This window comes from Bacillus sp. SD127, from assembly GCF_058566445.1.
In genome coordinates this window covers 2,921,887-2,947,372 of the sequence record NZ_CP191226.1, presented here as the reverse complement: position 1 = coordinate 2,947,372, position 25,486 = coordinate 2,921,887, and the positions used below count along the sequence as shown (strand labels likewise).

General features: G+C 43.5%; 29 protein-coding genes and 1 pseudogene. 22 read left to right on the top strand and 8 right to left on the bottom strand.

The genetic code is table 11. The annotated features are described in order from the left end of the window. Position 1 precedes the first annotated feature (1 nt). From ACQVGS_RS15325 to ACQVGS_RS15240, 18 genes are all read left to right on the top strand, one after another. A complete protein-coding gene (locus ACQVGS_RS15325) occupies positions 2-445 on the top strand; it encodes a phage tail tube protein (protein ID WP_003220592.1) in 444 nt (147 codons plus the stop codon). A gap of 89 nt (positions 446-534) precedes the next feature. After that, a complete protein-coding gene (locus ACQVGS_RS15320) occupies positions 535-981 on the top strand; it encodes a phage tail assembly chaperone (RefSeq protein ID WP_003232676.1) in 447 nt (148 codons plus the stop codon). Between the two features lie 29 nt (positions 982-1,010). Beyond that, complete coding sequence (locus ACQVGS_RS15315; protein WP_003239113.1) at positions 1,011-1,160, top strand: hypothetical protein; 150 nt, start codon at positions 1,011-1,013, stop codon at positions 1,158-1,160. Position 1,161: 1 nt separating this feature from the next. After that, on the top strand, positions 1,162-5,043 hold the full coding sequence (locus tag ACQVGS_RS15310; RefSeq protein WP_106022245.1) for a transglycosylase SLT domain-containing protein: 3,882 nt from the start codon (positions 1,162-1,164) through the stop codon (positions 5,041-5,043). Next, entirely contained in the window at positions 5,036-5,695 is a 660-nt protein-coding gene (locus tag ACQVGS_RS15305; protein ID WP_106020454.1) for a LysM peptidoglycan-binding domain-containing protein, read from the top strand. The genes ACQVGS_RS15310 and ACQVGS_RS15305 overlap by 8 nt, the downstream gene beginning before the upstream one ends. Positions 5,696-5,710: 15 nt before the next feature. Continuing rightward, the gene (locus ACQVGS_RS15300) at positions 5,711-6,688 is read left to right on the top strand and encodes an XkdQ/YqbQ family protein (RefSeq protein ID WP_127696906.1); all 978 of its coding nucleotides are present in this window, start codon (positions 5,711-5,713) and stop codon (positions 6,686-6,688) included. Then, entirely contained in the window at positions 6,688-6,954 is a 267-nt protein-coding gene (locus ACQVGS_RS15295; protein WP_024121076.1) for a DUF2577 family protein, read from the top strand. Before ACQVGS_RS15300 ends, ACQVGS_RS15295 begins: the two co-directional genes overlap by 1 nt. Before the next feature lie 58 nt (positions 6,955-7,012). Next, positions 7,013-7,438, top strand: a complete 426-nt coding sequence (locus ACQVGS_RS15290) for a DUF2634 domain-containing protein (RefSeq protein ID WP_024121077.1) — start codon at positions 7,013-7,015, stop codon at positions 7,436-7,438. Next, entirely contained in the window at positions 7,431-8,477 is a 1,047-nt protein-coding gene (locus ACQVGS_RS15285; RefSeq protein WP_106022243.1) for a baseplate J/gp47 family protein, read from the top strand. Before ACQVGS_RS15290 ends, ACQVGS_RS15285 begins: the two co-directional genes overlap by 8 nt. Beyond that, complete coding sequence (locus ACQVGS_RS15280) at positions 8,461-9,039, top strand: YmfQ family protein (protein WP_059292942.1); 579 nt, start codon at positions 8,461-8,463, stop codon at positions 9,037-9,039. The genes ACQVGS_RS15285 and ACQVGS_RS15280 overlap by 17 nt, the downstream gene beginning before the upstream one ends. After that, positions 9,036-9,308: a hypothetical protein gene (locus ACQVGS_RS15275; protein ID WP_106022242.1), complete on the top strand. Its 273-nt coding sequence runs from the start codon at positions 9,036-9,038 to the stop codon at positions 9,306-9,308. Before ACQVGS_RS15280 ends, ACQVGS_RS15275 begins: the two co-directional genes overlap by 4 nt. A 2-nt stretch (positions 9,309-9,310) precedes the next feature. Beyond that, positions 9,311-11,428: a pyocin knob domain-containing protein gene (locus tag ACQVGS_RS15270; protein ID WP_491830299.1), complete on the top strand. Its 2,118-nt coding sequence runs from the start codon at positions 9,311-9,313 to the stop codon at positions 11,426-11,428. 10 nt (positions 11,429-11,438) lie between these two features. Further along, complete coding sequence (locus ACQVGS_RS15265; RefSeq protein ID WP_059292939.1) at positions 11,439-11,768, top strand: XkdW family protein; 330 nt, start codon at positions 11,439-11,441, stop codon at positions 11,766-11,768. Beyond that, positions 11,765-11,929, top strand: coding sequence for an XkdX family protein (locus tag ACQVGS_RS15260; RefSeq protein ID WP_185848046.1), 165 nt, complete (start codon positions 11,765-11,767; stop codon positions 11,927-11,929). The genes ACQVGS_RS15265 and ACQVGS_RS15260 overlap by 4 nt, the downstream gene beginning before the upstream one ends. Before the next feature lie 43 nt (positions 11,930-11,972). After that, positions 11,973-12,812: a phage-like element PBSX protein XepA gene (gene xepA / locus ACQVGS_RS15255; RefSeq protein ID WP_127695402.1), complete on the top strand. Its 840-nt coding sequence runs from the start codon at positions 11,973-11,975 to the stop codon at positions 12,810-12,812. A gap of 52 nt (positions 12,813-12,864) precedes the next feature. Further along, complete coding sequence (locus ACQVGS_RS15250; RefSeq protein ID WP_106020445.1) at positions 12,865-13,134, top strand: hemolysin XhlA family protein; 270 nt, start codon at positions 12,865-12,867, stop codon at positions 13,132-13,134. A gap of 11 nt (positions 13,135-13,145) precedes the next feature. Next, positions 13,146-13,409: a phage holin gene (locus ACQVGS_RS15245; RefSeq protein ID WP_106020444.1), complete on the top strand. Its 264-nt coding sequence runs from the start codon at positions 13,146-13,148 to the stop codon at positions 13,407-13,409. Positions 13,410-13,421: 12 nt separating this feature from the next. Next, positions 13,422-14,315 (top strand): N-acetylmuramoyl-L-alanine amidase, encoded by an 894-nt coding sequence (locus ACQVGS_RS15240; RefSeq protein ID WP_127695400.1) that lies wholly within the window; start codon positions 13,422-13,424, stop codon positions 14,313-14,315. Between the two features lie 36 nt (positions 14,316-14,351). Here the strand turns inward: ACQVGS_RS15240 and spoIISC are convergent, their stop codons facing one another. The 6 genes from spoIISC to steT form a co-directional block, all read right to left on the bottom strand. After that, on the bottom strand, positions 14,352-14,489 hold the full coding sequence (gene spoIISC, locus ACQVGS_RS15235) for a three component toxin-antitoxin-antitoxin system antitoxin SpoIISC (RefSeq protein ID WP_125825426.1): 138 nt from the start codon (positions 14,487-14,489) through the stop codon (positions 14,352-14,354). A gap of 83 nt (positions 14,490-14,572) precedes the next feature. After that, positions 14,573-14,743 (bottom strand): type II toxin-antitoxin system SpoIISB family antitoxin, encoded by a 171-nt coding sequence (locus ACQVGS_RS15230; protein WP_024121090.1) that lies wholly within the window; start codon positions 14,741-14,743, stop codon positions 14,573-14,575. Beyond that, on the bottom strand, positions 14,743-15,489 hold the full coding sequence (gene spoIISA / locus ACQVGS_RS15225; RefSeq protein ID WP_024121091.1) for a toxin-antitoxin-antitoxin system toxin SpoIISA: 747 nt from the start codon (positions 15,487-15,489) through the stop codon (positions 14,743-14,745). The genes ACQVGS_RS15230 and spoIISA overlap by 1 nt, the downstream gene beginning before the upstream one ends. A gap of 108 nt (positions 15,490-15,597) precedes the next feature. After that, entirely contained in the window at positions 15,598-16,599 is a 1,002-nt protein-coding gene (locus ACQVGS_RS15220; RefSeq protein WP_024121092.1) for an inorganic phosphate transporter, read from the bottom strand. Between the two features lie 12 nt (positions 16,600-16,611). Then, entirely contained in the window at positions 16,612-17,229 is a 618-nt protein-coding gene (locus ACQVGS_RS15215) for a DUF47 domain-containing protein (protein ID WP_010333926.1), read from the bottom strand. Positions 17,230-17,504: 275 nt separating this feature from the next. Further along, the gene (gene steT, locus ACQVGS_RS15210) at positions 17,505-18,821 is read right to left on the bottom strand and encodes a serine/threonine exchanger (RefSeq protein WP_099042852.1); all 1,317 of its coding nucleotides are present in this window, start codon (positions 18,819-18,821) and stop codon (positions 17,505-17,507) included. Between the two features lie 394 nt (positions 18,822-19,215). Between steT and ACQVGS_RS15205 the strand changes: the two genes are divergently transcribed. The 4 genes and pseudogenes from ACQVGS_RS15205 to ACQVGS_RS15190 all read left to right on the top strand — a co-directional run bounded on the left by ACQVGS_RS15205 (position 19,216) and on the right by ACQVGS_RS15190 (position 23,573). Further along, the gene (locus tag ACQVGS_RS15205; RefSeq protein WP_024121094.1) at positions 19,216-20,166 is read left to right on the top strand and encodes a ring-cleaving dioxygenase; all 951 of its coding nucleotides are present in this window, start codon (positions 19,216-19,218) and stop codon (positions 20,164-20,166) included. Between the two features lie 144 nt (positions 20,167-20,310). Then, positions 20,311-20,406, top strand: a pseudogene (locus ACQVGS_RS15200) (hypothetical protein); the annotation flags it as partial. Between the two features lie 8 nt (positions 20,407-20,414). Then, positions 20,415-22,589: a glycosyltransferase family 39 protein gene (locus tag ACQVGS_RS15195; protein ID WP_491830298.1), complete on the top strand. Its 2,175-nt coding sequence runs from the start codon at positions 20,415-20,417 to the stop codon at positions 22,587-22,589. A 12-nt stretch (positions 22,590-22,601) separates the two neighbouring features. After that, positions 22,602-23,573, top strand: coding sequence for a glycosyltransferase family 2 protein (locus ACQVGS_RS15190; protein ID WP_105953633.1), 972 nt, complete (start codon positions 22,602-22,604; stop codon positions 23,571-23,573). Positions 23,574-23,753: 180 nt separating this feature from the next. Here ACQVGS_RS15190 and ACQVGS_RS15185 read toward each other — a convergent pair whose 3' ends face one another. Both ACQVGS_RS15185 and htrA read right to left on the bottom strand, forming a co-directional pair. Further along, the gene (locus tag ACQVGS_RS15185; protein WP_164848133.1) at positions 23,754-23,930 is read right to left on the bottom strand and encodes a hypothetical protein; all 177 of its coding nucleotides are present in this window, start codon (positions 23,928-23,930) and stop codon (positions 23,754-23,756) included. Positions 23,931-24,086: 156 nt separating this feature from the next. Further along, complete coding sequence (gene htrA / locus ACQVGS_RS15180; RefSeq protein ID WP_106022237.1) at positions 24,087-25,442, bottom strand: serine protease HtrA; 1,356 nt, start codon at positions 25,440-25,442, stop codon at positions 24,087-24,089. Between the last annotated feature and the right edge of the window lie 44 nt (positions 25,443-25,486).

Here is a 25,486-nt window from a genome sequence, read left to right as displayed (position 1 = left end):
TATGGCATTAAAAGCACAAAACACGATTTCAGGTAAAGAAGGACGCTTATTTCTCGATGGCGAAGAAATGGCGCATATCAAAACATTTGAAGCAAATGTGGAGAAAAACAAGTCTGAAGTAAATATTATGGGCCGTCGCATGACAGGCCATAAAACAACAGGCGCAAACGGAACAGGCACAGCGACGTTTTACAAAGTCACATCAAAATTTGTGATCCTTATGATGGATTACGTCAAAAAAGGCAGCGATCCTTATTTCACCCTGCAGGCTGTGTTAGATGATAAATCTTCCGGAAGAGGAACAGAAAGAGTCACGCTTTACGACGTAAACTTCGACTCCGCAAAAATCGCCAGCCTCGATGTCGATTCAGAAGCATTAGAGGAAGAAGTTCCGTTTACATTTGAAGACTTCGACGTGCCTGAAAAGCTTTCTGACACGTTTTAATCAAAACTGAACAAGCCATAAGCAGACCTTTCTGAGAAAGGTCTGTTTGTAAATGATGAAATCAATTTAAAGATAAGGGAGTTTTTTACATGAGCGAGAAGAACGAAAACGTATATGATCTTTCCTTTTTTATGCCGGGAAAAACAATCGAAGCCGAAGAAATCAAAGTGCCGATCTCTAAACGTTTTGTTGATAAAAAAGGGAATGTCATACCGTTTATTTTAAAACCAATTACCACCGAACGAATTGATGAACTGGAGAAAGAAAATACAACATTTAAAAATGTGAAAGGCCGCGGACGCGTTAAAGATTTAGACTCCCAGCGCTTTTATGCGAGAATTGCCATCGAATCCACTATTTATCCGGATTTTCGTTCAAAAGATTTAAGAGAGGCATACAAAACAGCAGACCCGGTGGAAGTCGCCAAACGTGTACTATCGGTGGGAGGAGAATATGCAAACTGGCTGAATAAAGCAATTGAAATCAATGGTTTTGAAGATGATCTTGAAGATCTAGAAGAAGAAGCAAAAAACTAGTAAAGGATGGCGATAAGGAAACTGTGTATTTGTATTATGCAATGCATGAACTTCATTATTCGCCATCCCAGCTTCTTGAATTATATGAAGCACCAAAGCACTTTAAAGCTCTTTTATTTGGGTTGATTGGATATAAGTTAGATCTATTAGAAAAAGAATCAAGGAGAGGAGGGAATTAAAATCGCAAAATTAACAGCCCGCTTTGATCTCGAAGACAAGGTATCTAAAAAACTAAAACGGATACATAAAGGATTCCAAGAGGTCGAAAAAAAAGTAAAGACCATTAATCGGCAAATCAAAATTAGTATCAGAGCAGAAGATCAGGCATTTTACCGGCTGAGAAAAATAAATGACTACATTATTTTGAAATTCGCGAAATCACTTGAAATCAAAGTTGTACTTGATGACCAAGCCACTTCAAAGCTGGAAGCGATTGAACAAAAACTAAAACGGTTGCCGAAAGAAAAGAAGCTGACTGTATCTTTGGTAGACCGGACAGCAGCTGCGTACAAAAAAATAAAGAAGATGCTATCTAAACAAAAACTATCATTCCTTTTGGTTCCAGATGACAAGGTTACTTCAGCCGTTAAAAAGATTATTGGTTATATCAAGAAAAATTTGAAAAACGGATATACAGTCAAATTAAAAGTTATCGATGAAATTACAAAAACAGTGAATCGATTAACAGCACTTTTGAAGAAATTTGAAAAAACCTATTATGTAAAGGTCGTTGTTAAGACAAAAATATCAGACAAAATCAATAAAAAAGAAAGCCCGATTAATAAAGACAAATCTAAGAAAGAATCAGACAAAGCTTCGGATAAAGGCGCTGACAAAAGTTCTGATCAAAAACCTGGCTGGGTCGGGAAAATCAAAGGATGGCTGAAGGATTGGTGGACAAAGTCAGCTTGGCCTTGGATTAAGGATACGCTCAACCAAATAGGCAAAGCTTTTTTGGATCGTTTCAAAGAAAGATTGATAGAAAAGCTGAAAAATGATGTGTTTGATAAGATCATTGATAAAATTCTAGGACCTCAAAAAAAGGACGATTCTGGTGAAAATTCTGAAACGGATAATAAAGTCCTTAACCGTAATACAGGAGGAAATTGTTGCTGTTGCTGCTGTGAAGACGGGGGTAACAGTCCGGGCAGTAAAAATAGAAAAACCTATAAAAAAAAGAAAAGCCCGACAAAGGCTCCAAACAGAACACTTAGGGTTCCTGGAGAGGTAATAAGAAGACGCCAGAGCGGCACATCCGGTGAAAGTGCGCCACGGTCCTCTGGTTCGAAGTTCAAGAACTGGCTCGGAAGCTTAAAATCGCTAGGGAAGGATTCATCCAAACTAGGAAAAGCGTTCAGAGGAATGGGTAAGGCTGTTCCATACGTAGGATCTGCTTTAGCAATGTTCGATCTAGCTGGAATCAATAAAGATAATGCTGGTGAAAAGGTTGGTTCAATCGGAGGACGCATTGCCGGCGCAGAAGCAGGAGCAACTGCCGGAGCAGAGGCTGGTGCGACAATCGGATCCTTTGTGGGTCCGGAAGGTACAGTAATCGGGGGAGCTATCGGCGGAGTCGGCGGCGGTTTAGTAGGCGGAATAGGCGGCGAAGAAGCAGGTAAGAACATTGGTAAGATGTTTGATACTTCTCAAATCAAAGAGAACATTTCAAATACATTATTTAATGGTGATTGGTGGAATGAAAAATGGACAGGTGTTAAAACAACAACGAGTGATACTCTCGGAGGCCTTAGTGATACATGGACTAATATAAAAGATACAGCTTCTACTACTTTTTTTGACTCAAATTGGTGGGCAGAAAAAGCTGGTTATGCATACGGTACATTAGAGTCTACACTTTTCAATAGTGATTGGTGGGGCGGAAAATGGGAGTCTGTAAAAGGTTGGACACAGGAAAAATGGGATCAAGCTTCCTCTGTCTGGAACTCTGTAAAATCAAAAGTAAAAGAAACAGTCTTTAATAAAGATTGGTGGTCCGGTAAGTGGGAAGGCGTTAAGAGCTGGGCTCAAGAAAAATGGAACGGTGCCGTTTCTGTTTGGGAATCAATTAAGTCGAAAGTAAAAGAAACAGTATTCAATAAAGACTGGTGGTCCGGTAAATGGGAAGGTGTTAAAGGCTGGACAAAAGAAAAATGGGAAAACACAAAGTCGCTTTGGAAAAAATTCAAATCCACACTTGAAGACAGCCTATTTAATAAAGACTGGTGGTCTGAAAAATGGGGCTCAGTAAAAGAGTGGGGAAAAAATATATTAGGAGATTCTTGGAATGCAGTAAAGTCTGCAGGCGGAAAAGTAGTAAAAACTGCTCAAAAAGTGGGCGGCGGAGTGACGTCTTGGGTTAAAGAAAAGGTAGATCATTTTCAAAAAGGACGAGAGAAGGCTCACAGAGACTTTGGGATGAAAGCTGACAAAAACGCCACAGGTGGTTTTATTACCAAACCGACTATCTCCTGGATCGGTGAGGCAGGTAAGGAATTTGTCATTCCAGTCGATAATAATCGCGGTCGCGGCAAAATGCTGTTAGGGCAAGCAGCATCGAAATTGGGCATGCATGTGGTCGATGATATGGCATCAGCCTCTACACTTTCAGGTGGGACAGCTCTAAACACTGTTGGCAGCCATTCTGCTTCAATGCCATCTTCTATTAACACATCTAGCCTTAACGGCCAAGCTTCAGACCTCGGACAGCAATTTTCAGAAGGCTTTGGTAAAGGCATCAGCAATCAGCCGGTCAAAATGGAAGATTGGAAAAAGAAAAACATCAATATGCCATTTACACAAATGATTTCTTCTTCACCAAATTACGGAAAACAGATGGTAAGCGGCTATGCTAAGGGGCAAAACAGCACAGCAACCGGAACAGACGGCTTTTTACAATCAAAAGTCAAAACACCGTTCCAAGCTACTGTAAACAAATCTTCATCATGGGGAAGCAGTACAATCAAAGGATTTACTTCAGGACAAAATAGTTCCCAAACCGGTACTGATCAATATGTAAATACACATGTGAATAAGCCGTTTTTGCGATCTAAAGAATCATCAAACGGCTGGGGTAGCGGCATGATCGGGAATTTTGTTTCAGGTATGACTTCAAAGGCAAGTGAAGTCCATGAAGCTGCCAAGGAACTCGCGAAAAAAGTTGAGAAGGCTTTCCGTGAAGAATTAGATATCCATTCGCCTTCTCGAGTTATGATGAGTCTCGGCCGCTTTGCATCTGTCGGGGTAGTAAAAGGATTGGATTCTGTCGATGTGAAAAAATACGCTGAAAAGCAAGCCGGTTCACTGGCAGCTGCTTATTCCGGAATGGGTGCAGTAGGGGGAAATGTGAAGCAGTGGCTTATGGCTGCAATGATGGCCACAAAGACACCTTTAAGCTGGCTTCCAGGATTGATGACGATTGCTCAGTATGAATCAGGAGGCAACCCGAACTCTATTAACCTGTGGGATAGCAACGCGAAGGCGGGAAATCCATCACAAGGACTCATGCAGACAGTCCCGACCACATTTAATGCTCATAAAGCACCGGGCATGGGTAACATCAGAAATCCGATTCACAACGCTGCTGCCGCTATCGGCTATATCAAAAGCAGATACGGCTCAATTGATAATGTACCTGGCATTAAAAGCCTGAAACGTGGCGGTCCCTATGTCGGTTATGCCAACGGCGGACTGATCACAAAAGAACAAATCGCCCGTGTCGGTGAAGGAAACAAGCGGGAATGGATCATTCCGGAGGAGCGAGGCATACGCGGCCGCTACCTCCTTCAGAGAGCAGCGCAAGCTCTGGGTATGGAAGTGACAGATCCGTCTCAATCCCAGCAGTCTGAGCTTTCTTCAGGCCAAGTCTCCGCTGTTACTTCGGCAAGCCGGCCAACGACAGCGGTATCCGGATCAAAAGAAATTTATATTCAATTTAATGGTGACCAGCACTTCCATAATGGACAAGACGCCGAAACTCTTGCAGCGAAAATCAAGCAGGCGCTTATAGACGAACTGCAAAAGGATATCAATATTGGAACGAAGGGAGTCGTTGCATTTGACTAAATCCGTATATGAATTTTGGATTTCACAAGGGAAGGACAAGCTGCGGCTCCCCGTACTTCCCGACCAGCTGAATATTTCAAATACGGTTCAGAATGAGACGGTTAAAGTAGCCAAGTTTGGTGACCTTACATTTATTGACGAACAGGGAGCGAAAGAAATTTCGTTCTCTTCGTTTTTTCCGAAGAAATACAGCCCGATAGCTGAATATCAAAACTTCCCGTCGCCGGAAAACGCGATAACAAAAATTGAAAAATGGATGAAGGCCAAAAAAACGGTCCAGTTTTTGATTACGGGGACAAAAGTCAATCTGACCTGCAGCATTGAGGGATTTTCCTACAGCGAAGGCCAGCAGGATATCGGTGATCGCTCGTTTGATATTCAATTAAAAGAATACAAAACCGCTTCCCCCCGAAAAATCAAGCAAAAGAAAAAAACAAAGGCAAAACGTCCGTCAAAGGCCTCTCCGAAAACCTATACAGTGAAAAAGGGAGACACGCTTTGGGACATTGCCGGCAGATTTTACGGGAACAGCACGCAATGGCGCAAAATTTGGAACGCCAATAAAACAGCGATGATCAAGCGAAGTAAACGAAATATCAGGCAGCCGGGCCACTGGATTTTTCCCGGTCAAAAATTAAAGATACCGCAATGAAGCAGGTGATGTATGATGATAGAATTGTTCGTCATTAAAGATACAGAATGGCTTGAGCTGGTAGCGGAAAGCGTGTCGCTGGAGGGACACCGATATCAAGCGCCGCGCTCCATAGAAGCGACCATCGTCATCAAACAGGGCGACCAAACGTATTACAGCGTCACAGAAGGAGATACCGTCTTGTTTAAGTGGAAGGGAAAAGAGCTTTTCCGCGGGATCGTCTTCGCCCGAACGCCTGATGAACATACGCTTGCCTTCAGTGCGTACGATATGCTGCAATATCTGGTCAAAAATCAGGATGTGTACGTGTTTTCCAATCAGCGTGCTGACCAGATGATCAGGAGGATCGCCAATGATTTTCAAATTCCGACAACCTCTATTGCGAACACAAGTCATACGATCAAAAGCCTTGTGATTAAAAATGATACGAGCCTGTACGACATCATATTGAAGGCTTTAAAACAGACAAAGAGCCAGACGGGCAGGAATTATCAGCTGTATTCGGAAAAAGGAAAGCTCGGTCTGCGCGCTTGGCCAGATCCATCAGAGGTATGGGTGCTGGAAACCGGCGTCAATATTACGGGCTACCAATACAGCACGTCTATAAATGATACCGCAACACGGGTGGTGCTGCGCCGCCAGAAGGAGAATAAGACGTATAAAGCGTCTGCGAAGGACAATTTAGGCTTAAACAAATACGGCGTGCTTCAATATACGGAGACCGTAACAGACGAAATTAACCAGGCGCAGCTTCAGCAGAGGGCCGACGTACGCCTTGCTGAAAAAAAGGGCGTAAAAAAAGAACTGAAAAATATTCAGGCCATCGGCATTCCAGAAGTGCAGAGCGGCTTGCCTGTCTATATATCCATTCCGGAGGCAGGGATTAAGAAAATCTACTGGGTAGATACAGACCGGCATGAGTTTAAAGGAACGAAACATACGATGACCATTGATGTTGTCGAAAAGAATACGATGCCGGAAGGGGTTTCCTGATGAGACTGAGTGAAGCCATCAAACATTTGGCCGTCGGTGCGGTTGATGCTGAATCTCCGGTGGAGCTGCTCCCAGCTGAGGTGGTTTCGGTTTCTCCTGTTGAAATCAAATTAAAAGAAAACAGCAAACTGATTATACCGGCTGACGCCCTCATCATCCCAAAACGGATGCAGTCCGGAGGAGATGATGCACTCGAGCTGGGGGATCGCGTCATGACTGCAGCTCTGACAGGCGGACAATCGTTTTTTATTTTAGATAAACTGTAAACAAAACCGCTTCGGACGAAGTGGTTTTTTATTTAGCATGTATAAAGGAGTGGGCATCATGGCCCTGACACCAGAAGTGGAGTTTGAGGATATTGAAGATGACGGCGAAGTCATTGAAACCTCGCAAACCTACAAAATAGATTTTGAAAACGGAAGAATTACAAATGAGTTGATTACCGGGCTTGAAGCAATCAGACAGTTTGTGTATATCGCCTTACAAACTGAACGATATGCGTATTCAGTTTATAGCCATAATGTCGGAAATGAGCTTCAGGACGTGCTTACAGATCATGAGACGACTGATGCCTACAAAAAAATGGAGATTCCAAGGCTCATAGAGGAGGCACTTGTTTATGATGACCGTATTTCCGCTGTAACAGACTTTGAGATAGAAAAACAAGGCGATGCATTTCATGTTTCCTTTGTAGTCGAGACAGATGAAGGATCGCTTGAGATTGAGGAGGTGATTGGCGAAGATGTTTGAGGACCAGACCTTTGAAGATATTATGGAGCGTATGCTGAACAGCATCTCCGCAGATATTGACACGAGAGAAGGCAGTGTTATTTATAACGCATTAGCCCCGGCGGCAGCCGAGCTTGCGAAGTCGTATATATGGCTTGATACCGTGCTTGAGCTTGTGTTTTCTGATACTGCGCAAGGAGAGTTTTTGGACCGGCGCGCTGCGGAAGCGGGGATTGAACGGACAGCTGCCACAAAGGCCGTGAGAGCAGGGGAGTTCACAGCTGGCGTCAGAATTCCTGAAGGCTCCCGCTTCTATGTGGACAATCTTTATTTTCAATATACAAGAGACGGGACGCTTGTCTGTGAAACGCCGGGAGAAGCAGGAAACGCCAATCTGACCGGACGCAATCTGTTGTCACTGGATACCATCCCGGGATTGGAAAAAGCGATTGTCAAAGAGATTCTGATTCCCGGGCGTGAAGAAGAAGGAGATGACAGCTTAAGAGAACGGTATTTTACGAGGGTTCGGCGTGAGGCTGTCAGCGCCAATAAAATGCATTATAAAGAGTGGGCTGAAGAAGTGGACGGTGTTGGAAAGGCAAAGATCTTCCCGCTTTGGAACGGAGACGGGACGGTTAAAATTGTCGTCACGAATGCTAACCTTGAACCGGCTTCTGAAATCTTAATTCAAAAAGTGAAAGACTATATTGATCCTGAGCCCGGTCAGGGCGAGGGGCAGGCGCCAATCGGAGCCGTTGTCACAGTAGAAAGCGCGGTCTGGAAGGAAGTTGAGATTTCTGCCGAGGTGCTTCCAGAAGTCAATCACTCGATTGATGAAGTAAAGACAGAAATTCAAGAAGGCGTTTTAAATCTCTTTAAGAAAATGGCATTCGAAGATAACATTATCCGCCTTTCTCAAATTAATAACATCGTCTATAATTCGCCGTCTGTCAGTGATTATTCAAATATTAAAATCAACGGCACTTCCGAAAATTTAGTGCTGAGCGACGTAGAAATCCCTAAGCTTGGGCAGGTGAAGATCATTGAGCAAACAAGATGACATGATTTCATATCTGCCGCCGTTTCTCACCAGCTTAAAAGAAATGTCGGAGCTGCTGAAAGCGGAAGCACCTGAGTTTGATCAGCAAAATAACAGCATATTTGATCTGACAGACCAGTTATTTGTGCCAACAGCAACATGGGGGCTTAGCCGCTGGGAAAAGATTTTAAACGTGCCGCGGGAATCTGGAGACACCGATGAAATCAGGCGATTACGGCTCATTTCGAAGATGTCGAACATCCCGCCGATCACCTACAGGGCCATTGAGCAGGCGGTGAACCGTTTCTTAAAAAAACCGTCGGCACAAGTCCGCCTGCTGCCCGGTGAATACCGCTTTAATGTAGACATCAATATTGATGATCTCCAGCACATGAATGAGCTGATCGAAGCATTGGAAAATATGAAGCCGGCACATCTGGCGTATACGCTCAGAGGCGGATTGAATGAGACGCTCCAAATAAAGGACAGAGTCATCCTGAATCACCGAAGATACCGAACAGCCAGTGAGCTGAAGGTCGGTTATTCTGTCACCCTTAACAATAATGAGGTGGTCTTAACTTGATTTCAACCATATACAGAGAACGTACAGCTACCGATCTCAAAAGCAGGATTCATCACGTGCTGCTTAACGGCCAAGAAACAGAAATAGTGGAGCTCACCATTGAAGGAGCAACAGTGACCGTTCTGACAAAACGTGAGGAAGATATTAAACATATAGAAACGGTACAAATTTTAGACGAGCTGGGCAACATCATTACAGAAAGAAAAACAGACCTGGACGTCAGTGAAAACAGAACACTCGATTTCAGATTTACCTTTGAGGTGGTGTAAATATGGCATACGAAGAAAAAACAGACTGGCTTCCGGATGATCCAATTAACGAGGACGACGTCAACCGCTGGGAAAAAGGCATAAAAGACGCCCACACAGACCTGGCTGCCCACAAAAACGACATGAACAACCCCCACAACACAACAAAGGCGCAAATCGGGCTGGGGAATGTGGATAATGTGCAGCAGGCACCAAAAAAAGATTTTGAACTGCACGTGAATGACGATACGATACACATTACTGCTACTGACAGGTCAAAGTGGAACAACGCGCAGTTAAGTAAGATATCAGGCGATGATGGTAGAGTCTTCTACAAGAGTGTGAACGAAATTACTGATTATAATGATTTAATCGATACTGGTATGTACTTGATATACAATGACGGCTTGAACGGTCCGGGCCTAAACATGTGCTTTCTCCTTGTGATGAGCTATAAAAACACACTTGTTCAAATAGCTTATGACGGATTTAAGGGAGAACAATCACTTTTTAGAATAAGAAAAAATGATTCTACAACATGGACGGCATGGATTGAATCAGAAACTACAGAGGGGTCTCAAAAGAAAATAGATGCACATGCCAATAAAGCAGATATTCACGTAACAAAATCCGATAAAGACAAGTGGAACGACTCACAGCTCTTTAAAATAACTCAGGATAACGGTGTCGCAAAGTACCGTAAAGGTGCAGATTTCAATACGATCACCGAAACAGGATTCTATTACATGAGTGGTGTGACTACAGCATTAAATGCTCCAGTGGATAACAATGGTTATTTAATGGTTTATAACTACAGCACGTATGCATATCAAGAATACACGTCTTATAGTAGCATTGACACAATATCTACTGGCCGAAGGAAATTCATGAGGAATAAAGTGGCTAATTCAGAGGCTTGGACACCTTGGCGAGAGATCGAATCGGTTGAAGGTTCACAGGACAAAATAGATGCACATGCCAATAAAACAGATATCCACGTAACAAAAGCCGATAAGGACAAATGGAATAATGCACAACTATATAAATTAACTGATACTCAGGGTTGCCGGACTAAAATCCCAGATGGAACTGACTTATTAACGCTGCCCTCTGGTTTTTATTATGCATTAGGGAATGTCATAACAAACAATCCTGTTTCAGGAGATGGATCATGGTATAACTATGATGTTATCGAAACAGGAGGTGGCGGGCGAAAAACCATTTTTGCATCTAGAAGTTACGACGGAACCTTTTGGATGGCAACGATTCATACAGATGGCGTGTTTAAAGGATGGAATAAGATCGAGACTGAGGTAAGTGCTCAAACCAAAGCAGATAAAGCTTTGGCTGATGCTAAAAACTATGTTGACACAAATTATACAAACCAAAAGTTAACCATTCTTACAGGCTCTAATGCAATACAAGACGCAAGAACTGGAGGGAATGATTATCCTCCGGGGTTAACACTAATGGATATTGGCCAAGGAAATACAACAGGTTATCCGCTAGGGTATGGAATTGTGAAAAATGAAAAATATAGTGATTATCGTTTTACACAATATTTTTATGGCACAGGTAATGAAACAAGTGTATATGCAAATAGTACCGGAACTTGGATACGTCACTGGTGGTCTGGTTCAGGATGGACTCCTTGGGAAAAAATCTCTGGTTTCGGGCATATGATTGCAAAAACAACAGGTAAACAAGCGCTGAATAAAGGGGAACAAAATAAAATATTATTTAAAAATGTATTGAAGGATAGCAATAAACTGTATGATCCATCGAACAGTAGATTTGTAGCAAGTCACGCTGGTATGTATTTGGTTAATGCCAGCTTATATTTTCAAAATACATTACAGTATTCCAATTTTGAGTTGTATACGTATGTGAATGGTTCGCAATATAAATTAATGAATCAGTTTAGAACGCCAGCTCCTAAAGATAATAGTGATTCAAAAGAATTTTATGTAACTGTTACAGGATCGGTTGCGGTATCGCTTAATGCGGGTGATTATGTCGAAATCTACGTTTATGTGGGGTACACAGGTACAGAAACTCGGTATATTGTTGATGATACGTCCGTTAGTAAAAATTACTTTGATATCCTAGAACTTGGAGGCCGAAATTTCCCTACACTATAGGAGGTGCAAAATGATATTATACGATGCAATCATGTACAAATACCCTGACGCTGTGCCAAGAAAGGATTTCGAGCTGCGGAATGACGGAAATGGTTCCTACATTGAAAAATGGAACCTGCGCGCCCCGATCCCGACGCAAAAAGAACTGGAAGCCTGGTGGGAGGAATCGCAAAAAAATCCTCCGTACGAGCCGCCTGATCAGGTGGAGCTGCTTGCTCAGGAATTATCGCAGGAAAAGCTGGCACGCAAGCAGCTTGAAGAGCTAAACAAAACGTTGGGGAGCGAGCTGTCAGATATAAAGCTTTCATTATTATCTTTGAAAGGAGAGAGTGCTGAATGAATTATTGGGTGCTTGCCCTCTACTATGAGTGGGCGACAACGGATATGGTGAAACAGGCCATCGCATATCAAGACTGTTCATTTGAGGATCTGGCAGAAGGCGTGAACAAAAAACTGATCACTTCTGGCCAGTATGAAGAAATTACCGGTAAAGCCATGTAGGCTTTTTTATTTTGCTCGTTTTTACATGAAAAGGAGGATAAAAATGGTCAAGTATCAATATGAATTTCCTCTCGATAAGACTGGAAAAGCCGGAGCTGTAAAGCCCTATCGAGGAGGAAAAAATGATTTTGTGACACCTGTTTCGAATTTGTCGGGTGTAGCGGAGATTTTAACAAATGCTTCCTTAAAGGCGACTGAGGCATACAGTCAGCTCGGGCAGGACAGGCTTGGCGCAGTTCTGATTTCAAAAGTGAAGGGCTGGGCGTATGCAGATCGTGAAGGTACGCTCTTTATAGAAGAAAGTGACAATAACAATGTTTGGACGACGACAGCATCAGTTAATGTCGCAGCAGGTGTCCTGACAGCGACGGACTGGGTATATCTTTCTAAACGCTATTACCGCTTCCGCTATGTGAACGGGAATCTTCAGCAATCAGACTTTGTATTATACCAATCAGTCGGTGCGGGTGAAATGGATGTGCGTGTCAGTGGAAAAGCGCCTTTGCAGATTGACTTTCAGGAGAATCAAACACACGATGGACGGTTGAAAGTGGAGGCCCGCAAAACATTTGACTTTGTCTTTCATGAAAATGCAGAGTCCGCCAGTGAGGGTGCTGCTTTACCTGTTGACGGTGCCGAGCATTTACTCGTTGAAGTATACGGCACAGCGGAAATGAGCGAAGTCAAATTTTGGGGCAAATCGGTGTCAGGACAGAAACTACCGATCAGAGGCGTGAAAACTGATGATGCCAGCTCTGCATTGAGTACATTAGGAAAAGCTGAGGCGTGGGCCTTTGATATTAAAGGGTTTAAGGAGATCATTATGGAGATCGTCAGTATCACCGGCGGTACTCTTTCGGTAAAAGGAACCGCTGTTTCATAACAGTTTTGGCTCTCGGAAGGGAGGTGATCTGCATGTGAAGGAGGAGTGAGTAATGCAGCAAGAGGCAGATGTTAATGTCTTTCAGCAGGATTTAGCAGACATAAAAGGTGAACAAAAAGCGCTCGAACAGAGAGTTTCGGCATTGGAACGCGTGTCTGACCGGCAAGACCAGCAAATCATGACGCTGAACGAAAAATTAAACAAAATTGATGAAAATACAACATGGATTAAGCGCACCATTACAGGTGCCATCATTACAGCAGTGTGCACAGGGATCATTGGCGGAGCGATCGCCATTATGTACAACCTGCTGCAGCATTAAGGGGGATTATCATGAAAACGTATGATAAAGGCACGGTCACTAGGACGGTGCTTCTTTTGCTTGCGCTCATCAACCAGAGCATGCTGATGTTTGGCAAATCACCATTGGACATACAGGAAGAGCAGGTGAATCAGCTTGCAGATGCTCTGTATTCAGCAGGATCAGTGATCTTCACAATTGGGACAACACTAGCAGCTTGGTTTAAAAACAACTATGTAACAGAAAGAGGGAAAAAGCAACGCGACTTGTTAAAGGAAAATAATCTGACGAAATAAGGAGAGATGAAAATGGTTAACATTATTCAAGATTTTATTCCGGTCGGTGCAAATAACCGTCCAGGCTACGCGATGACACCTCTTTATATTACCGTACACAATACAGCGAACACGGCAGCAGGCGCCGATGCCCAAGCGCATGCCCGCTATTTGAAAAACCCTGATACGGCGACAAGCTGGCATTTTACAGTTGATGATACAGAGATTTATCAGCATCTGCCGTTAAATGAAAACGGCTGGCATGCAGGAGACGGGAACGGAAGCGGCAATCGGGCTTCTATTGGGATTGAAATTTGTGAAAATGCGGATGGTGACTTTGCACAAGCAACAGCTAATGCCCAGTGGCTGATCAAAACATTGATGGATGAACACGGTATCAGTCTCGCTAACGTCGTGCCTCATAAATATTGGTCAGGGAAGGAATGCCCTCGCAAACTGTTGGATACGTGGGACTCGTTTAAAGCGGGAATTGGCGGCGGCGGGAGCCAAACTTACGTCGTAAAAAAAGGTGACACACTTACATCCATAGCGAGAGCGTTCGGTGTTACTGTTGCTCAGCTGCAAGAGTGGAACAATATCGAAGATCCGAATCTCATTCAGGTTGGTCAAGTGTTAATTGTAAGTGCTCCTTCGTCCGCTGCAGAGCCAGAACTCTATCCGCTCCCTGACGGTATCATTCAGCTGACAACACCATATACCTCAGGCGAACACGTCTTTCAGGTGCAACGAGCGCTGGCGGCTCTCTACTTTTATCCTGATAAAGGAGCTGTGAACAACGGAATCGACGGCATTTACGGGCCGAAAACAGCAGACGCGGTTGCGCGTTTTCAGTCTGTTAACGGTCTACCCGCCGACGGTATCTACGGACCTGCGACAAAAGCGAAGATCTCAGCTCAAGTTAGCTGATGAAAGAACATAAAAATCCCGGAGTTGCTCCGGGATTTATTTTTTCTTCTTCAATTTTTTTAAAATTCCTGCACTCCGCTCCCTCACCCGAAGCGAATACCCGGAAAAGCCAAACCTCCCGTAATCAATAACCTTCACACGCCGCACCAATTTTTTCACTGTATCACCTGACATTATCCTCTGTTTGTTTTATTATATGTAGCCCCTTAAGAAAAGGAATAAGGACAAGAGCTGTTTCTCTTGTCCTTTTAGTGTGATCATGCTTTTTTTCGTTTATACTCATCAATCAGCCGTTCGTTTTCTTTGAAGATTCTTGCTGTGTGCGGACTGACTTGATAGCTTGCGACACTGGTGGTTGAACGTTTTTTCAGGATTTTAAACGGTTTCTTTGCCCGCGGATGGCATCCGTTTTGAAACGCGTTTTCCATTATCCTTCACCTTCCTCCTCAATTGGCAGCACCAAATCATATATGCTCGTTAATGATGTGAATAGCAAATAATCAAATTCCGTTACAATGCTGTCAGACGTCAGTTTGATGACATAGCTCTGTGTCTCAATTGTAAAGGGAATGAGCACTACTTTTCCATACTGGTCGTAATAGACATCCTTTCGATCCAGCCTCGTTTGCACGTCAGCGGGATCCTCCATGTGCTCGGTTAACCGGTCTTTATCAGACTGTGTCGAATAGTGACAAAGGCTGGCCGTCAGATTCATTTTATCAGCATAGGTTTTCAGCAGTTTATCAATTCCTTCAGCATATGCTTCTATACTTCCATAATAAACATGAATCGGTTCGTTTTTCAATAGATATTGGTATGTTTTCAGCCGATCGAGATACATGTGGAGCATTTCGTTGTTTTCTTCGAGAATTTCTCTTGTGTCTGTTTCCAGTTCACTGCCGGCCAGTTTTTTCACATAAGCGCTCAAAAAGATAAAAGCGTCAATTAAAGCAAAGCTGACAGCGACAATGACATACCGTTCCCAGTTTGTGAACAGGGAAGAGGGATCATATGTCCAGTATATCATGGCGCCCAAAACAAACAGCAAATACCATGTTTTTCGGATGGCGGACATTTTTTCTTTGACCTTCGCTTCGAACCGCCATGTGGCGTATACGTATAAGCCTAAAGCGGCCATAGTGCACCAGACCATGATTTGAAAGAATAAAAGCATACATCAATCCCTCGCATCTGAAATAGGTTCTGATTATTGTATTCGAGAGATGCGGCTGGTTTTCCTGTTCCATCAAAAAAACCGCTTCTGTTAAGAAGCGGTTCCACATTAAAAAATCATATTTAAAATAAAGTAGGCGATAGCACCAAGTGTCGCTGAAATCGGAAGCGTGATGACCCATGTAATGAGCATCCGCTTAGCTGTGCCCCAGTTTACGCCTTTTACCCGGTGTGATGCACCGACGCCAAGGATTGATGAAGAAATGACGTGGGTTGTACTGACCGGCAAATGAATAAATGTGGCGCCGAAAATAATGGCTGCCCCGGTTAAGTCAGCGGATACACCGTTTACCGGACGAATCTTCATGATTTTTCCGCCAACGGTTTTAATGATTTTCCATCCGCCGATTGAAGTTCCGAGACCCATGGCTGTCGCGCAGGCGAATTGCACCCAGGTTGGAATATCATTAGCAGAAGTATGTAAATTTGCTGTGATGAGAGCCATTGTGATAATTCCCATTGCTTTTTGCGCATCGTTTGTTCCGTGTGTATAGGATTGCAGGGCAGCAGTTATAATCTGCACTCTGCGGAATTGCTTGTTCGTTTTCGCCAAATTGCTGTCTTTGAAGATCAGCTTGACGATGCTGTAAAGAATATAACCAAGGACAAAGGCAATAATTGGTGATAAGATGAGTGCCTCAATGATTTTAATGAAGCCCTTATAATTTAACGCAGTAAATCCGGCTGCCGCAACGGCTGCACCGGCAATCGCCCCGATGATGGCATGGGATGAGCTGCTTGGGATGCCGTAATACCAAGTGAGCAGGTTCCACGCTATTGCTGCGACTAAAGCAGCCAAAATAACAACAGAGCCATTTTCCAAAGTATAAGGGTCTACAATATCTTTCGTAATGGTTTTGGCAACACCTGTAAACGTCATTGCTCCGACAAAGTTCATCACTGCCGCCATTATAATGGCATGGCGCGGTTTCAACGCTTTTGTTGATACTGAAGTCGCAATTGCGTTCGCCGTATCATGAAACCCGTTGATGAAATCAAACGCCAGAGCAAAAATGACTATTAGTATCGTTAATATAAATAGAATATCCATTTTTACCCCTCGTTACGCGTTTTTCATAATGATGGTTTCAAGATTATTGGCAACACTTTGGCACGAATCGGCAATTTCTTCAAGTGTTTCGTAAATTTCACGATATTGAATGACTTTAATTGGATCTGTTTCATTTCCGAAAAGATTCTTTAATGATTTTCTGTGCAGGTTGTCACAGCTGTGCTCATACTCTTTAATTTTGATCGCGTGAGGCTGAATATCCTTTAAGCGGTTTTCTGCCAGCAGCTCAATTGTAATCAAAATTTCTTTCGCGCATTCTCTGATGTATCCGCTGAATTTATCGATATGCTCGTCTGATGAAGTAATTGAGAAAATCTCCATCATGGCAGAGAAATGTTCGATTCCGTCAAGCACATCATCCAGGCTGTTTGTCAGCTGAAGGATATCCTCGCGCTCAATAGGAGTGATGAATGCTTTGTTAAGCTCTTTGATCATGACATGAACATGATTGTCACCTTTTGTTTCATATTCCTTTAACGTATCTGCAAACTCTTTAAGCGTCGTTTGGTTAGTGACCTTAAAATTCAAAAAATATTCTGCAGTTTCGTCTATGTTCTTTGCAATTTCTGTTAAAAGGAGTGAGAACTTATCTTTTTTTCTTCTTATCATTAAAAACCCTCCATAGTTTGAATGAACAATGCACACATCAAATTATTATATAGCCTTTTGTCGAAAAAAAACAGGAAAAGTCGAAAAAAACGCGGCTTGACTTTTTCGATAAAACGTGTCTCCTTATTTTGGCCTACTTCACCTCAAAAAAACGAACCAAGTTTGCAAAATCTTTCTGGTTAACGTAAAAAGTATATCAAAAGTTGTGTTTTTTTTGTCAACATTTATCTTCTGATTCACTAAAAAACGGTTCCCTAAACAAGGGAACCGTTTTTTTAGCTGGCTTTTCGTTTTTGCATCCAATAATACACAGGGAGTCCGGCCAGACCGATGAGAATTGATAATCCGCAGCTTAATGTGTCTGTAATGAGTGTGCTTCCCAATACAAAGAATGAACCTGCGATCGCCAATATCGGCATGAACGGGTAAAGCGGAACACTGTAAGCACGCGTTTTTCCCTTTGTTTGTTTGCGAAGAATAAATACTGCAAAAAAGGCCATCACATAAAAGATATAGATCATAAAAATAGAGATTTCAGAGAGCTTATCAGGATTACTGATGAGCATCAGGATGATCGCCACAGCGATTTGGAAAGAAATCGCAATCCACGGTGTGCGGAATGTCGGGTGCACGCGGGACAATTTCTCAGCAAAAGGCAGCTGTTTTCGTTCTGCCATCGCAAAGGTCACACGCGGGAAAGAAAGAACCTTTCCGTTTAAACAGCCGAAGATGCTGACAATAATTCCTATACTGACCAGCTTTCCGCCGATTGAACCGAACAGCATGCTGGCAGCAGTGCTTGTCGCATTTTCTCCAAGTGTCACAATTTCGTTTGCGGACAGGATGTGAAGCAGCGCAAAATTAATGAAGATATAAATGGCTGTTACGATTAACAGTCCGCCAGTCATTGCGCGAGGCAGAAGCTTTTCAGGATTTTTCATTTCTCCGCCGAGAGCTGCAAGCAGGATCCATCCGTCATAAGCAAACAATGTGGCCAAAATGGCTGCACCGAAATTCATATCAGAAATGCTTTCGTTTACTGCTGTAAAGATATGCTGATCGCCTTTCCAAAGGCCGAAAATAATGATACAAGCAATCGGAATCAGCTTTCCGACCGTAGTCAGCGTTTGAACAAAACCGCCGTATTTTGTACCGATAATATTAATTACACATAAAAAGATAACTGCGATAATACCGATTACCTTTGATAGTCCTGAACCCCAGCCGAAAAGATTCGCCATTAAAGATCCAAAATATAAACCGAGTGCCCCGATAATCGCCGGGCCGTAAATAATGATCTGCACCCAGCCGCATAAAAATCCCCAAAACTCGCCGTACACTTCTTCAAGGTACGTATAAAGTCCGCCTGTTTTCGGAATCTGCGTACCGATTTCTGCAATCGTCAGTCCGCCTGCCAGCGTTAATATACCGCCCAACAGCCACGCAAATAGCGCAGTTTTTGAGTCTCCTGAATAAGCGAGCACAGCACCGGGCTTCATAAAAACGCCGGAACCGATAATGGTTCCAATAACAAGAGTAAGGGCAAACAAGAGGCCTATCTCTTTTTTTAAACCGTTTTCTTCAGTATGCATGTCCTTAACCTCCTATGATGAAGCTTCGTGATGAAGAATCTATTTTTCATATTGTAAACCCTATTTTAGAAAAGTGAAATAAAATAAATTTTCTGATTTTCGATATTTGCTTTATTTCCATTCGTAAAATCTGTGAAATCGTCTATTTACTATCTATTGAAACGAATGAAATTGAGTGTAATCTTATCTAAAGTTCGTGTTTTGCGAAAGGTGTTCAAGCGGAGAATGAGCACATTAAACGGCTGACATCGGGACTTAGCAGGATGCCGGACCTAGATGAAGCTGATATGTTGACTTTCGTATGTGAATAAAATACCTTGTAATTAGGAAAATAAATATACATCTTTAATATAATATCTCGAAATCGAGATAAATTGACCTGGAGGGACAGCATATGAAAGTCAACGGCATTCACCACGTGTCCGCATTAACAGCTGACGCGCAAAAAAACTTAGATTTCTATAGTAAAGTATTAGGATTAAAACTCGTCAAAAAATCCGTAAACCAAGATGAACCGACGATGTACCATCTATTTTACGGAGATGAAGTGGCAAATCCGGGAACGGAACTGACGTTTTTTGAGATTCCCCGTATTGCGCCGTTTCATGCGGGAACAAACAGTATTTCTTCTATTGGATTGCGTGTTCCAAGCACAGAAGCGCTGCATTACTGGAAAGAACGTTTTGAAGAGCATCAGGTAGCGCATAGCGGCATCGCCCAAAGAGCCGGACGTGACATATTGGCGTTCGAAGATCATGAAGGACAGCGCCTTGTGCTGACTGCTGATGAGAAAGGCAAAGGTTATGGTCTGCCTGTTAAACAAAGCGGCATTCCGGAAGAATTTTCATTTCGCGGGTTAGGGCCTGTTGAATTGACAGTGCCGTACGCTGAACCAACATTACATGTATTAACCAATATTCTTGGGTTTACAGAGGTCAGCCGAGAGCCGGTTGAAGGACAGGGAACAGCGGTCATTTTAGAATCTGGAGAAGGCGGTGCGGCCACAGAAATCCATTTAATTGAAAGAAATGATCTTCCGCGCGAACGTCAAGGAAAAGGAAGTGTCCATCATGTCGCATTTCGCGTGAGAGACGAAGAAGAGCTTGCCGGATGGCACCGCATCATCAGCCGGGAAGGCTTTAGCAACTCAGGCATCGTTGAGCGCTACTATTTCAAGGCGCTGTATTTCAGAGAACCGAACGGCATTCTGTTTGAATTATCTACAGACGGTCCGGGCTTTATGGTTGATGAAGAAATTGATGAGCTTGGCCAAACCATCGCTCTTCCGCCATATCTTGAGCATAGAAGAGAGGAAATCGAAGCAAGACTGAAGCCGATTCAATAACGATATATTGTGATTCTTTGCCTTCCGGCGTCACCGGAAGGCTATTTTTGTTCAAAAACGGCTTACATATGGATGATTAGGTACAAAATATCAGATTTAGATCAGGATAAAGACCCGAAAACTTTTGCTTTTATGGACTGATCGTATGAATTGGTTTTGGCAAAAATATTGCCTTTGTTTATTAATAGTTTTTTCATATTTGCTTGTTACACTATTTCAAAGTTAGACGAAAAGGAGTGAAGACAAACGTGGAAAAGAAAAAACGCGAGCTGGACATCTTCCTGATTCTCATTTTGCTCGCATCTGCATTTTTAAATATCTATAACATCTGGAATGATGATACGGTGAATCCTTATTACACCGCTGCAGTCACAAGTATGATGCAAAGCTTTCATAATTTTTTCTATACCTCATTCGATGCGGCGGGGTTTATAACGGTTGATAAACCGCCTGTTACGTTCCAGATACAAACCATCAGCGCACTTATATTCGGTATGCACGGCTGGAGCGTCATCCTGCCTCAGGCACTTGCTGGTGTAGGTTCTGTCCTTTTAATGTATCTGTTAATAAAACCGACATTCGGTAAGACGGCAGCAAGAATCGCCTCTTTCATCATGGCATGTACACCGATTGCGGTGGCTGTGGCCCGGACAAACAATGTTGATGCATTACTGGTATTTTTCTTATTGCTGGCTACATGGCTTCTCTTTAAAGCCATCAGAAAAGGAAAGCTGATCTGGCTGTTAGCAGCATTTTTCGTCGTTGGTGCAGGTTTCAACACAAAAATGCTTCAAGCTTATATGATTTTACCGGCTTTCTTATTGTTCTACCTGATTGCGGCAAATGCCACAATCAAGAAAAAAATCATTTCATTAGGAAGCGCATTAGTCGTATTAGCGGCAGTTTCGTTATCATGGCCGCTCATCGTTGACAATATCCCTGCCAGCAAACGTCCTTATGTCGGAAGCAGCCAAACCAACTCTGTTTTGGAATTGGCTTTCGGATACAACGGAATTCAGCGGCTGACAGGGCAAAATTTCGGCGGCGGTCAGGGCGGGTCAAGCGGAGACACAGCAAAAGAAATGCCTTCTTCGGAGAACAGTTCATCTGACGCTCAGGCACCGCCTAATCAGTCATCAAGCAGCAGCTCATCAAACGATGACAAATCTGCAAATGGCAATATGACGGCACCGCCATCCAATGGGGAAATGCCAAGCGGCGGTCAAGGAGGCCCTCCTAACGGCGGAGGAGATGGCGGACAAGGCGGACCTGGCGGCGACGGAGGTAAGGGCGGTTCAGGCGGATCGAAAATGCAATCAGGTACAGGTATGTTCGGAACGGGAACACCTGGCCCGCTTCGGCTCTTCCAACAAGAGCTAGCTGATCAAATCAGCTGGCTGCTGCCATTTGCGCTTTTTGGAATTGCAGGCTTGCTGATTGCAGGCGCGAGAGAAAGAAGAAGATTATCTGTTGAGCAGAAGGAGACGGTGTTCTGGGTTGCATGGCTTGTGCCGATTGCCGGATTCTTCAGCGTAGCAGAATTTTTCCATCATTATTATCTCATTATGCTGGCGCCGCCGATTGCTGCACTTATCGGAGCTGGATGGGTTGCGCTCGTTCAGTTATACCGAAACCATACAGGCTGGAAGTCTTGGCTTTTGCCGGCGGCGATGATTGCCACAACAGGATTTGAATTGTTTATTCTGAGAAACTACAACGATCAAATCGGTGTTGGATGGAGTATCGGCGTAGGGGTTATCGGTGCGTTATCTGCCATTGCTCTTTTGATTTTTAAACAGCGCCAAAAACCGCTCACATATTATATATCACTTGCAGGTCTTCTCGTATTGCTTGTGATGCCGATTTATTGGGCAAGCACACCTCTCCTGTACGGAGGAAACAGCTCTCTTCCTGAAACAGGGCCGCAGCTCTCTTCAAGCAGCGGAAAAGGCATGGGAATGAACGAGTCGAGTGTAAATGAAAAATTAATTGAGTATTTAGAAGAAAACAACTCCGGAGCGGAATATTTATTCGCCACAACTGATTCAAACACAGCGGCTCCGTATATCATCAAAACGAAAAAGGCCGTCATGACGATCGGCGGATTCAGCGGTTCTGACCCGGCCATCACGCTGACTCAATTTAAAAAGCTCGTAAAAGAAGGAAAAGTGAAATACTTCTTGGCTTCAGGAATGGGGAAAGGCGGAAACAATGAAATTGTCGAATGGGTTCAAGAAAACGGCAAGAAAGTTTCTTCTGATAAATGGCAGTCAAGCGCTGATCAGCAGACATCATCTGATCAGACTGATTCATCAGGTACGTCAAGCGAGAGCAACGCTTCAGGCCAAACCGGCAAAATGGGCGGCGGGCCTGGCGGAATGAACCAGTCAGCTGCATTATACGAACTACATGCTGATGAATAGGAGGAAAAAAACATGAGCAGACATATTCAATATTCAATTGTGGTACCTGTGTATAATGAAGAGCTTGTCATTCATGAAACCTATCAGCGCTTAAAAGAGGTCATGGATCAAACGAAGGAAAACTATGAGCTGCTATTTGTCAATGACGGCAGCAAAGATCGCAGTATTGAGATTTTAAGAGAACACAGTCTGATTGATCCGAGAGTGAAAATCATTGATTTTTCCAGGAATTTTGGGCACCAGATCGCGATTACAGCGGGAATGGATTATGCACAGGGGAATGCAATCGCCGTCATTGACGCCGATCTGCAGGACCCTCCTGAGTTAATTTTAGACATGATTGAAAAGTGGAAGGAAGGCTATGAGGTCGTATACGCCGTACGGACAAAACGAAAAGGGGAAACCTTTTTCAAAAAACAGACAGCGGCCATGTTTTACCGGCTTCTCAGCAGCATGACAGATATTGATATCCCGATTGACACCGGGGATTTCCGTCTCATGGACAGAAAAGTCTGTGATGAAATGAAAAAATTAAAGGAAAAAAACCCTTTTGTCCGAGGACTCGTCAGCTGGGTAGGCTTCAAACAAACGGCAGTTGAGTATGTACGTGATGAAAGGCTTGCCGGAGAAACGAAATACCCGCTTAAGAAAATGCTGAAGCTTTCAATGGACGGCATTACGACATTTTCACATAAACCGCTGAAGCTGGCAAGCTATGTCGGGGTCTTAATGTCAGGCGCAGGATTTCTGTATATGTTTATCGTACTGTATTTGAAGCTGTTCACCGACAGCACCATTACCGGCTGGTCATCGCTTATCGTCATCCAGCTCCTGTTCAGCGGCATCGTACTTCTGATACTGGGCATGATTGGTGAATATATCGGCAGAATCTATGATGAAGCCAAAGACCGGCCGCTTTACATCGTACAGAAATCGTACGGGATTGAAAATAAAAGACTCTATAGAGACCAGCATATGTCCTAACCTGAACCCCTGTCCATTACGGACAGGGGTTTTTTATGTCCTGCATGATGATCAAAGTAAAAGATGCTGATAGGGAAGGAAGAAGAAGAGAAGAAGGGACTGTGAACTTGCACTGCGGTTCAGGCGAGCTGAAATAAAAACGGCAACGCCTAAAAGCTTTCGTCTTAGGCGCTACTGAAATCAGCTGTTAGATTGAGGGTTTTTTAAGAAACGCATAATCACAGCAGTGCCTGTTATGTTTAATAGAATACTGGTACCCAGTGTAACTCCCCATGCCAATGTTGATGCAGGAAGGAGAAAGCTCAGCATCAGAAAAGCCAATCCTGCGCAAATTATGCTCAATCCTACGGTTTTCATGTCATTCCTCCTTTTTAAACAATGCTTCAAGCATCTGATTAGAATGATGTCAGCCTGTATCATATACGGGTGTCTCGGCAGAAAGTTTCGTAGAGTGTATAGGTCTTTTATCTAATAAAAAGCCTCAGGCAGCTTTTGCGGCCTGAGGCGCTTTTCTTAAGAAGGTGTTTCTTCTTTTTGATCGAGTTTGATTTTTTTCGTCATTTCTTTTCCGTTTCTGAGAATTTTCACTTCGACGGTGTCGCCGATGTTTGCGTCTTTATATAAGATATTGCGCAATTCGCTGCCTGTATTGATTTCTTTGCCCTTAAGGCCGATGATAATATCCTCTGCTTTTAATCCAGCCTTTTCAGCAGGAGAGCCGGAAGCGACCTCGCGGATATATACGCCCTTATTCAGCTGGCTGCCGAACAGGCCGAGTGTGCCTTCCTGATAGTTTTGCGGCACTTGTTCTAAATCAAGCATGCTGACACCGATATACGGACGTTCAATTTGCCCTTTAGACAGCAATTCTTCAGCTATCGGTTTTACATCATTGCTTGGAATGGCAAATCCGATGCCCTCAACATCATCTTCACTGATTTTCATACTGTTAATGCCGACAATTTTACCGTCTGTATTTAACAATGGACCGCCGCTGTTACCCGGGTTAATCGCGGCATCAGTTTGAATCACGTTAATGCTTGTTTGACCGGCTGAGGTTGACATTGAAACTGTTCTATCCACGCCGCTTACAATTCCCTGTGTTACTGTGCGAGACAGGTCTTTTCCGAGCGGATCTCCAATCGCAATGACGGTTTCGCCTGTTCTGAGATCTGATGAATCACCGAAGTTTGCTACCTTTGTTACGTGGTCATCACTGATTTGAAGAACAGCTAAATCTGTTAAAGAGTCACTGCCTACGAGCTTAGCTGTCACATCAGTGCCGTCGTATAAAGACACCTTGAGTGAAGTTGCGCCTTCTACAACGTGGTTATTCGTAATAATATAAGCCTTGCCGTTCTCTTTTTTGAAAATGACACCCGATCCTGAGCCGCTTTCTGTATCTTCACTTGAATCAGAGCTGGAACCGGAAGAGCCAAACAAAGAGCTGTTTGACTGAGCCTGAAGGTTTGTGATGCCAACAATCGCCGGTGAAAGATCTTCCACCATATCTGAGATTTTAGAAGAATCCTCGCTCTTAAATGCAGATGAGCTTGTCGAGCTTTTGCTTGATTCAGAGGATGTGCTTTTAGCTGTAACAGATTGAGTTTGCTGCTGGCTGGACGTCTGTTTCGGTGCGTCCTGAGAATCGTGGTCGCCAAGCGGTGTGAACGTATAAATGCCAAGGGCGAGACTTCCGCCGATGACTCCGCCAAGCAGCGGCCTGAACCATCCGAATCCGCGTTTTTTCTTCTCTTGATCATGAATCACATTGCGGGCTGAGTAAGACGGGTTTTGATCATTCTCTTTCGTTAAAAAAACCTCATTCTCTTGTCCTTCTGTTCTATTTTCGTCACGATAGTTATCCATCATGTTCACTCCGTTTCTCTCTATTTTCAACTCATTACATTTTG

Bases quoted from the DNA above. Each gene is read 5' to 3' on its own strand.
- ACQVGS_RS15295 (WP_024121076.1), top strand. From the start codon at position 6,688: ATGAGACTGAGTGAAGCCATCAAACATTTGGCCGTCGGTGCGGTTGAT.
- spoIISC (WP_125825426.1), bottom strand. From the start codon at position 14,489: ATGTCAGGTGATACAGTGAAAAAATTGGTGCGGCGTGTGAAGGTTATT.
- ACQVGS_RS15205 (WP_024121094.1), top strand. From the start codon at position 19,216: ATGAAAGTCAACGGCATTCACCACGTGTCCGCATTAACAGCTGACGCG.
- spoIISA (WP_024121091.1), bottom strand. From the start codon at position 15,489: ATGCTTTTATTCTTTCAAATCATGGTCTGGTGCACTATGGCCGCTTTA.
- ACQVGS_RS15250 (WP_106020445.1), top strand. From the start codon at position 12,865: ATGCAGCAAGAGGCAGATGTTAATGTCTTTCAGCAGGATTTAGCAGAC.
- htrA (WP_106022237.1), bottom strand. From the start codon at position 25,442: ATGGATAACTATCGTGACGAAAATAGAACAGAAGGACAAGAGAATGAG.
- ACQVGS_RS15190 (WP_105953633.1), top strand. From the start codon at position 22,602: ATGAGCAGACATATTCAATATTCAATTGTGGTACCTGTGTATAATGAA.
- ACQVGS_RS15325 (WP_003220592.1), top strand. From the start codon at position 2: ATGGCATTAAAAGCACAAAACACGATTTCAGGTAAAGAAGGACGCTTA.
- ACQVGS_RS15320 (WP_003232676.1), top strand. From the start codon at position 535: ATGAGCGAGAAGAACGAAAACGTATATGATCTTTCCTTTTTTATGCCG.
- ACQVGS_RS15230 (WP_024121090.1), bottom strand. From the start codon at position 14,743: ATGGAAAACGCGTTTCAAAACGGATGCCATCCGCGGGCAAAGAAACCG.
- ACQVGS_RS15240 (WP_127695400.1), top strand. From the start codon at position 13,422: ATGGTTAACATTATTCAAGATTTTATTCCGGTCGGTGCAAATAACCGT.
- ACQVGS_RS15220 (WP_024121092.1), bottom strand. From the start codon at position 16,599: ATGGATATTCTATTTATATTAACGATACTAATAGTCATTTTTGCTCTG.
- xepA (WP_127695402.1), top strand. From the start codon at position 11,973: ATGGTCAAGTATCAATATGAATTTCCTCTCGATAAGACTGGAAAAGCC.
- ACQVGS_RS15290 (WP_024121077.1), top strand. From the start codon at position 7,013: ATGGCCCTGACACCAGAAGTGGAGTTTGAGGATATTGAAGATGACGGC.
- ACQVGS_RS15300 (WP_127696906.1), top strand. From the start codon at position 5,711: ATGATAGAATTGTTCGTCATTAAAGATACAGAATGGCTTGAGCTGGTA.
- ACQVGS_RS15215 (WP_010333926.1), bottom strand. From the start codon at position 17,229: ATGATAAGAAGAAAAAAAGATAAGTTCTCACTCCTTTTAACAGAAATT.
- ACQVGS_RS15265 (WP_059292939.1), top strand. From the start codon at position 11,439: ATGATATTATACGATGCAATCATGTACAAATACCCTGACGCTGTGCCA.
- ACQVGS_RS15260 (WP_185848046.1), top strand. From the start codon at position 11,765: ATGAATTATTGGGTGCTTGCCCTCTACTATGAGTGGGCGACAACGGAT.
- steT (WP_099042852.1), bottom strand. From the start codon at position 18,821: ATGCATACTGAAGAAAACGGTTTAAAAAAAGAGATAGGCCTCTTGTTT.
- ACQVGS_RS15245 (WP_106020444.1), top strand. From the start codon at position 13,146: ATGAAAACGTATGATAAAGGCACGGTCACTAGGACGGTGCTTCTTTTG.
- ACQVGS_RS15185 (WP_164848133.1), bottom strand. From the start codon at position 23,930: ATGAAAACCGTAGGATTGAGCATAATTTGCGCAGGATTGGCTTTTCTG.
- ACQVGS_RS15270 (WP_491830299.1), top strand. From the start codon at position 9,311: ATGGCATACGAAGAAAAAACAGACTGGCTTCCGGATGATCCAATTAAC.
- ACQVGS_RS15285 (WP_106022243.1), top strand. From the start codon at position 7,431: ATGTTTGAGGACCAGACCTTTGAAGATATTATGGAGCGTATGCTGAAC.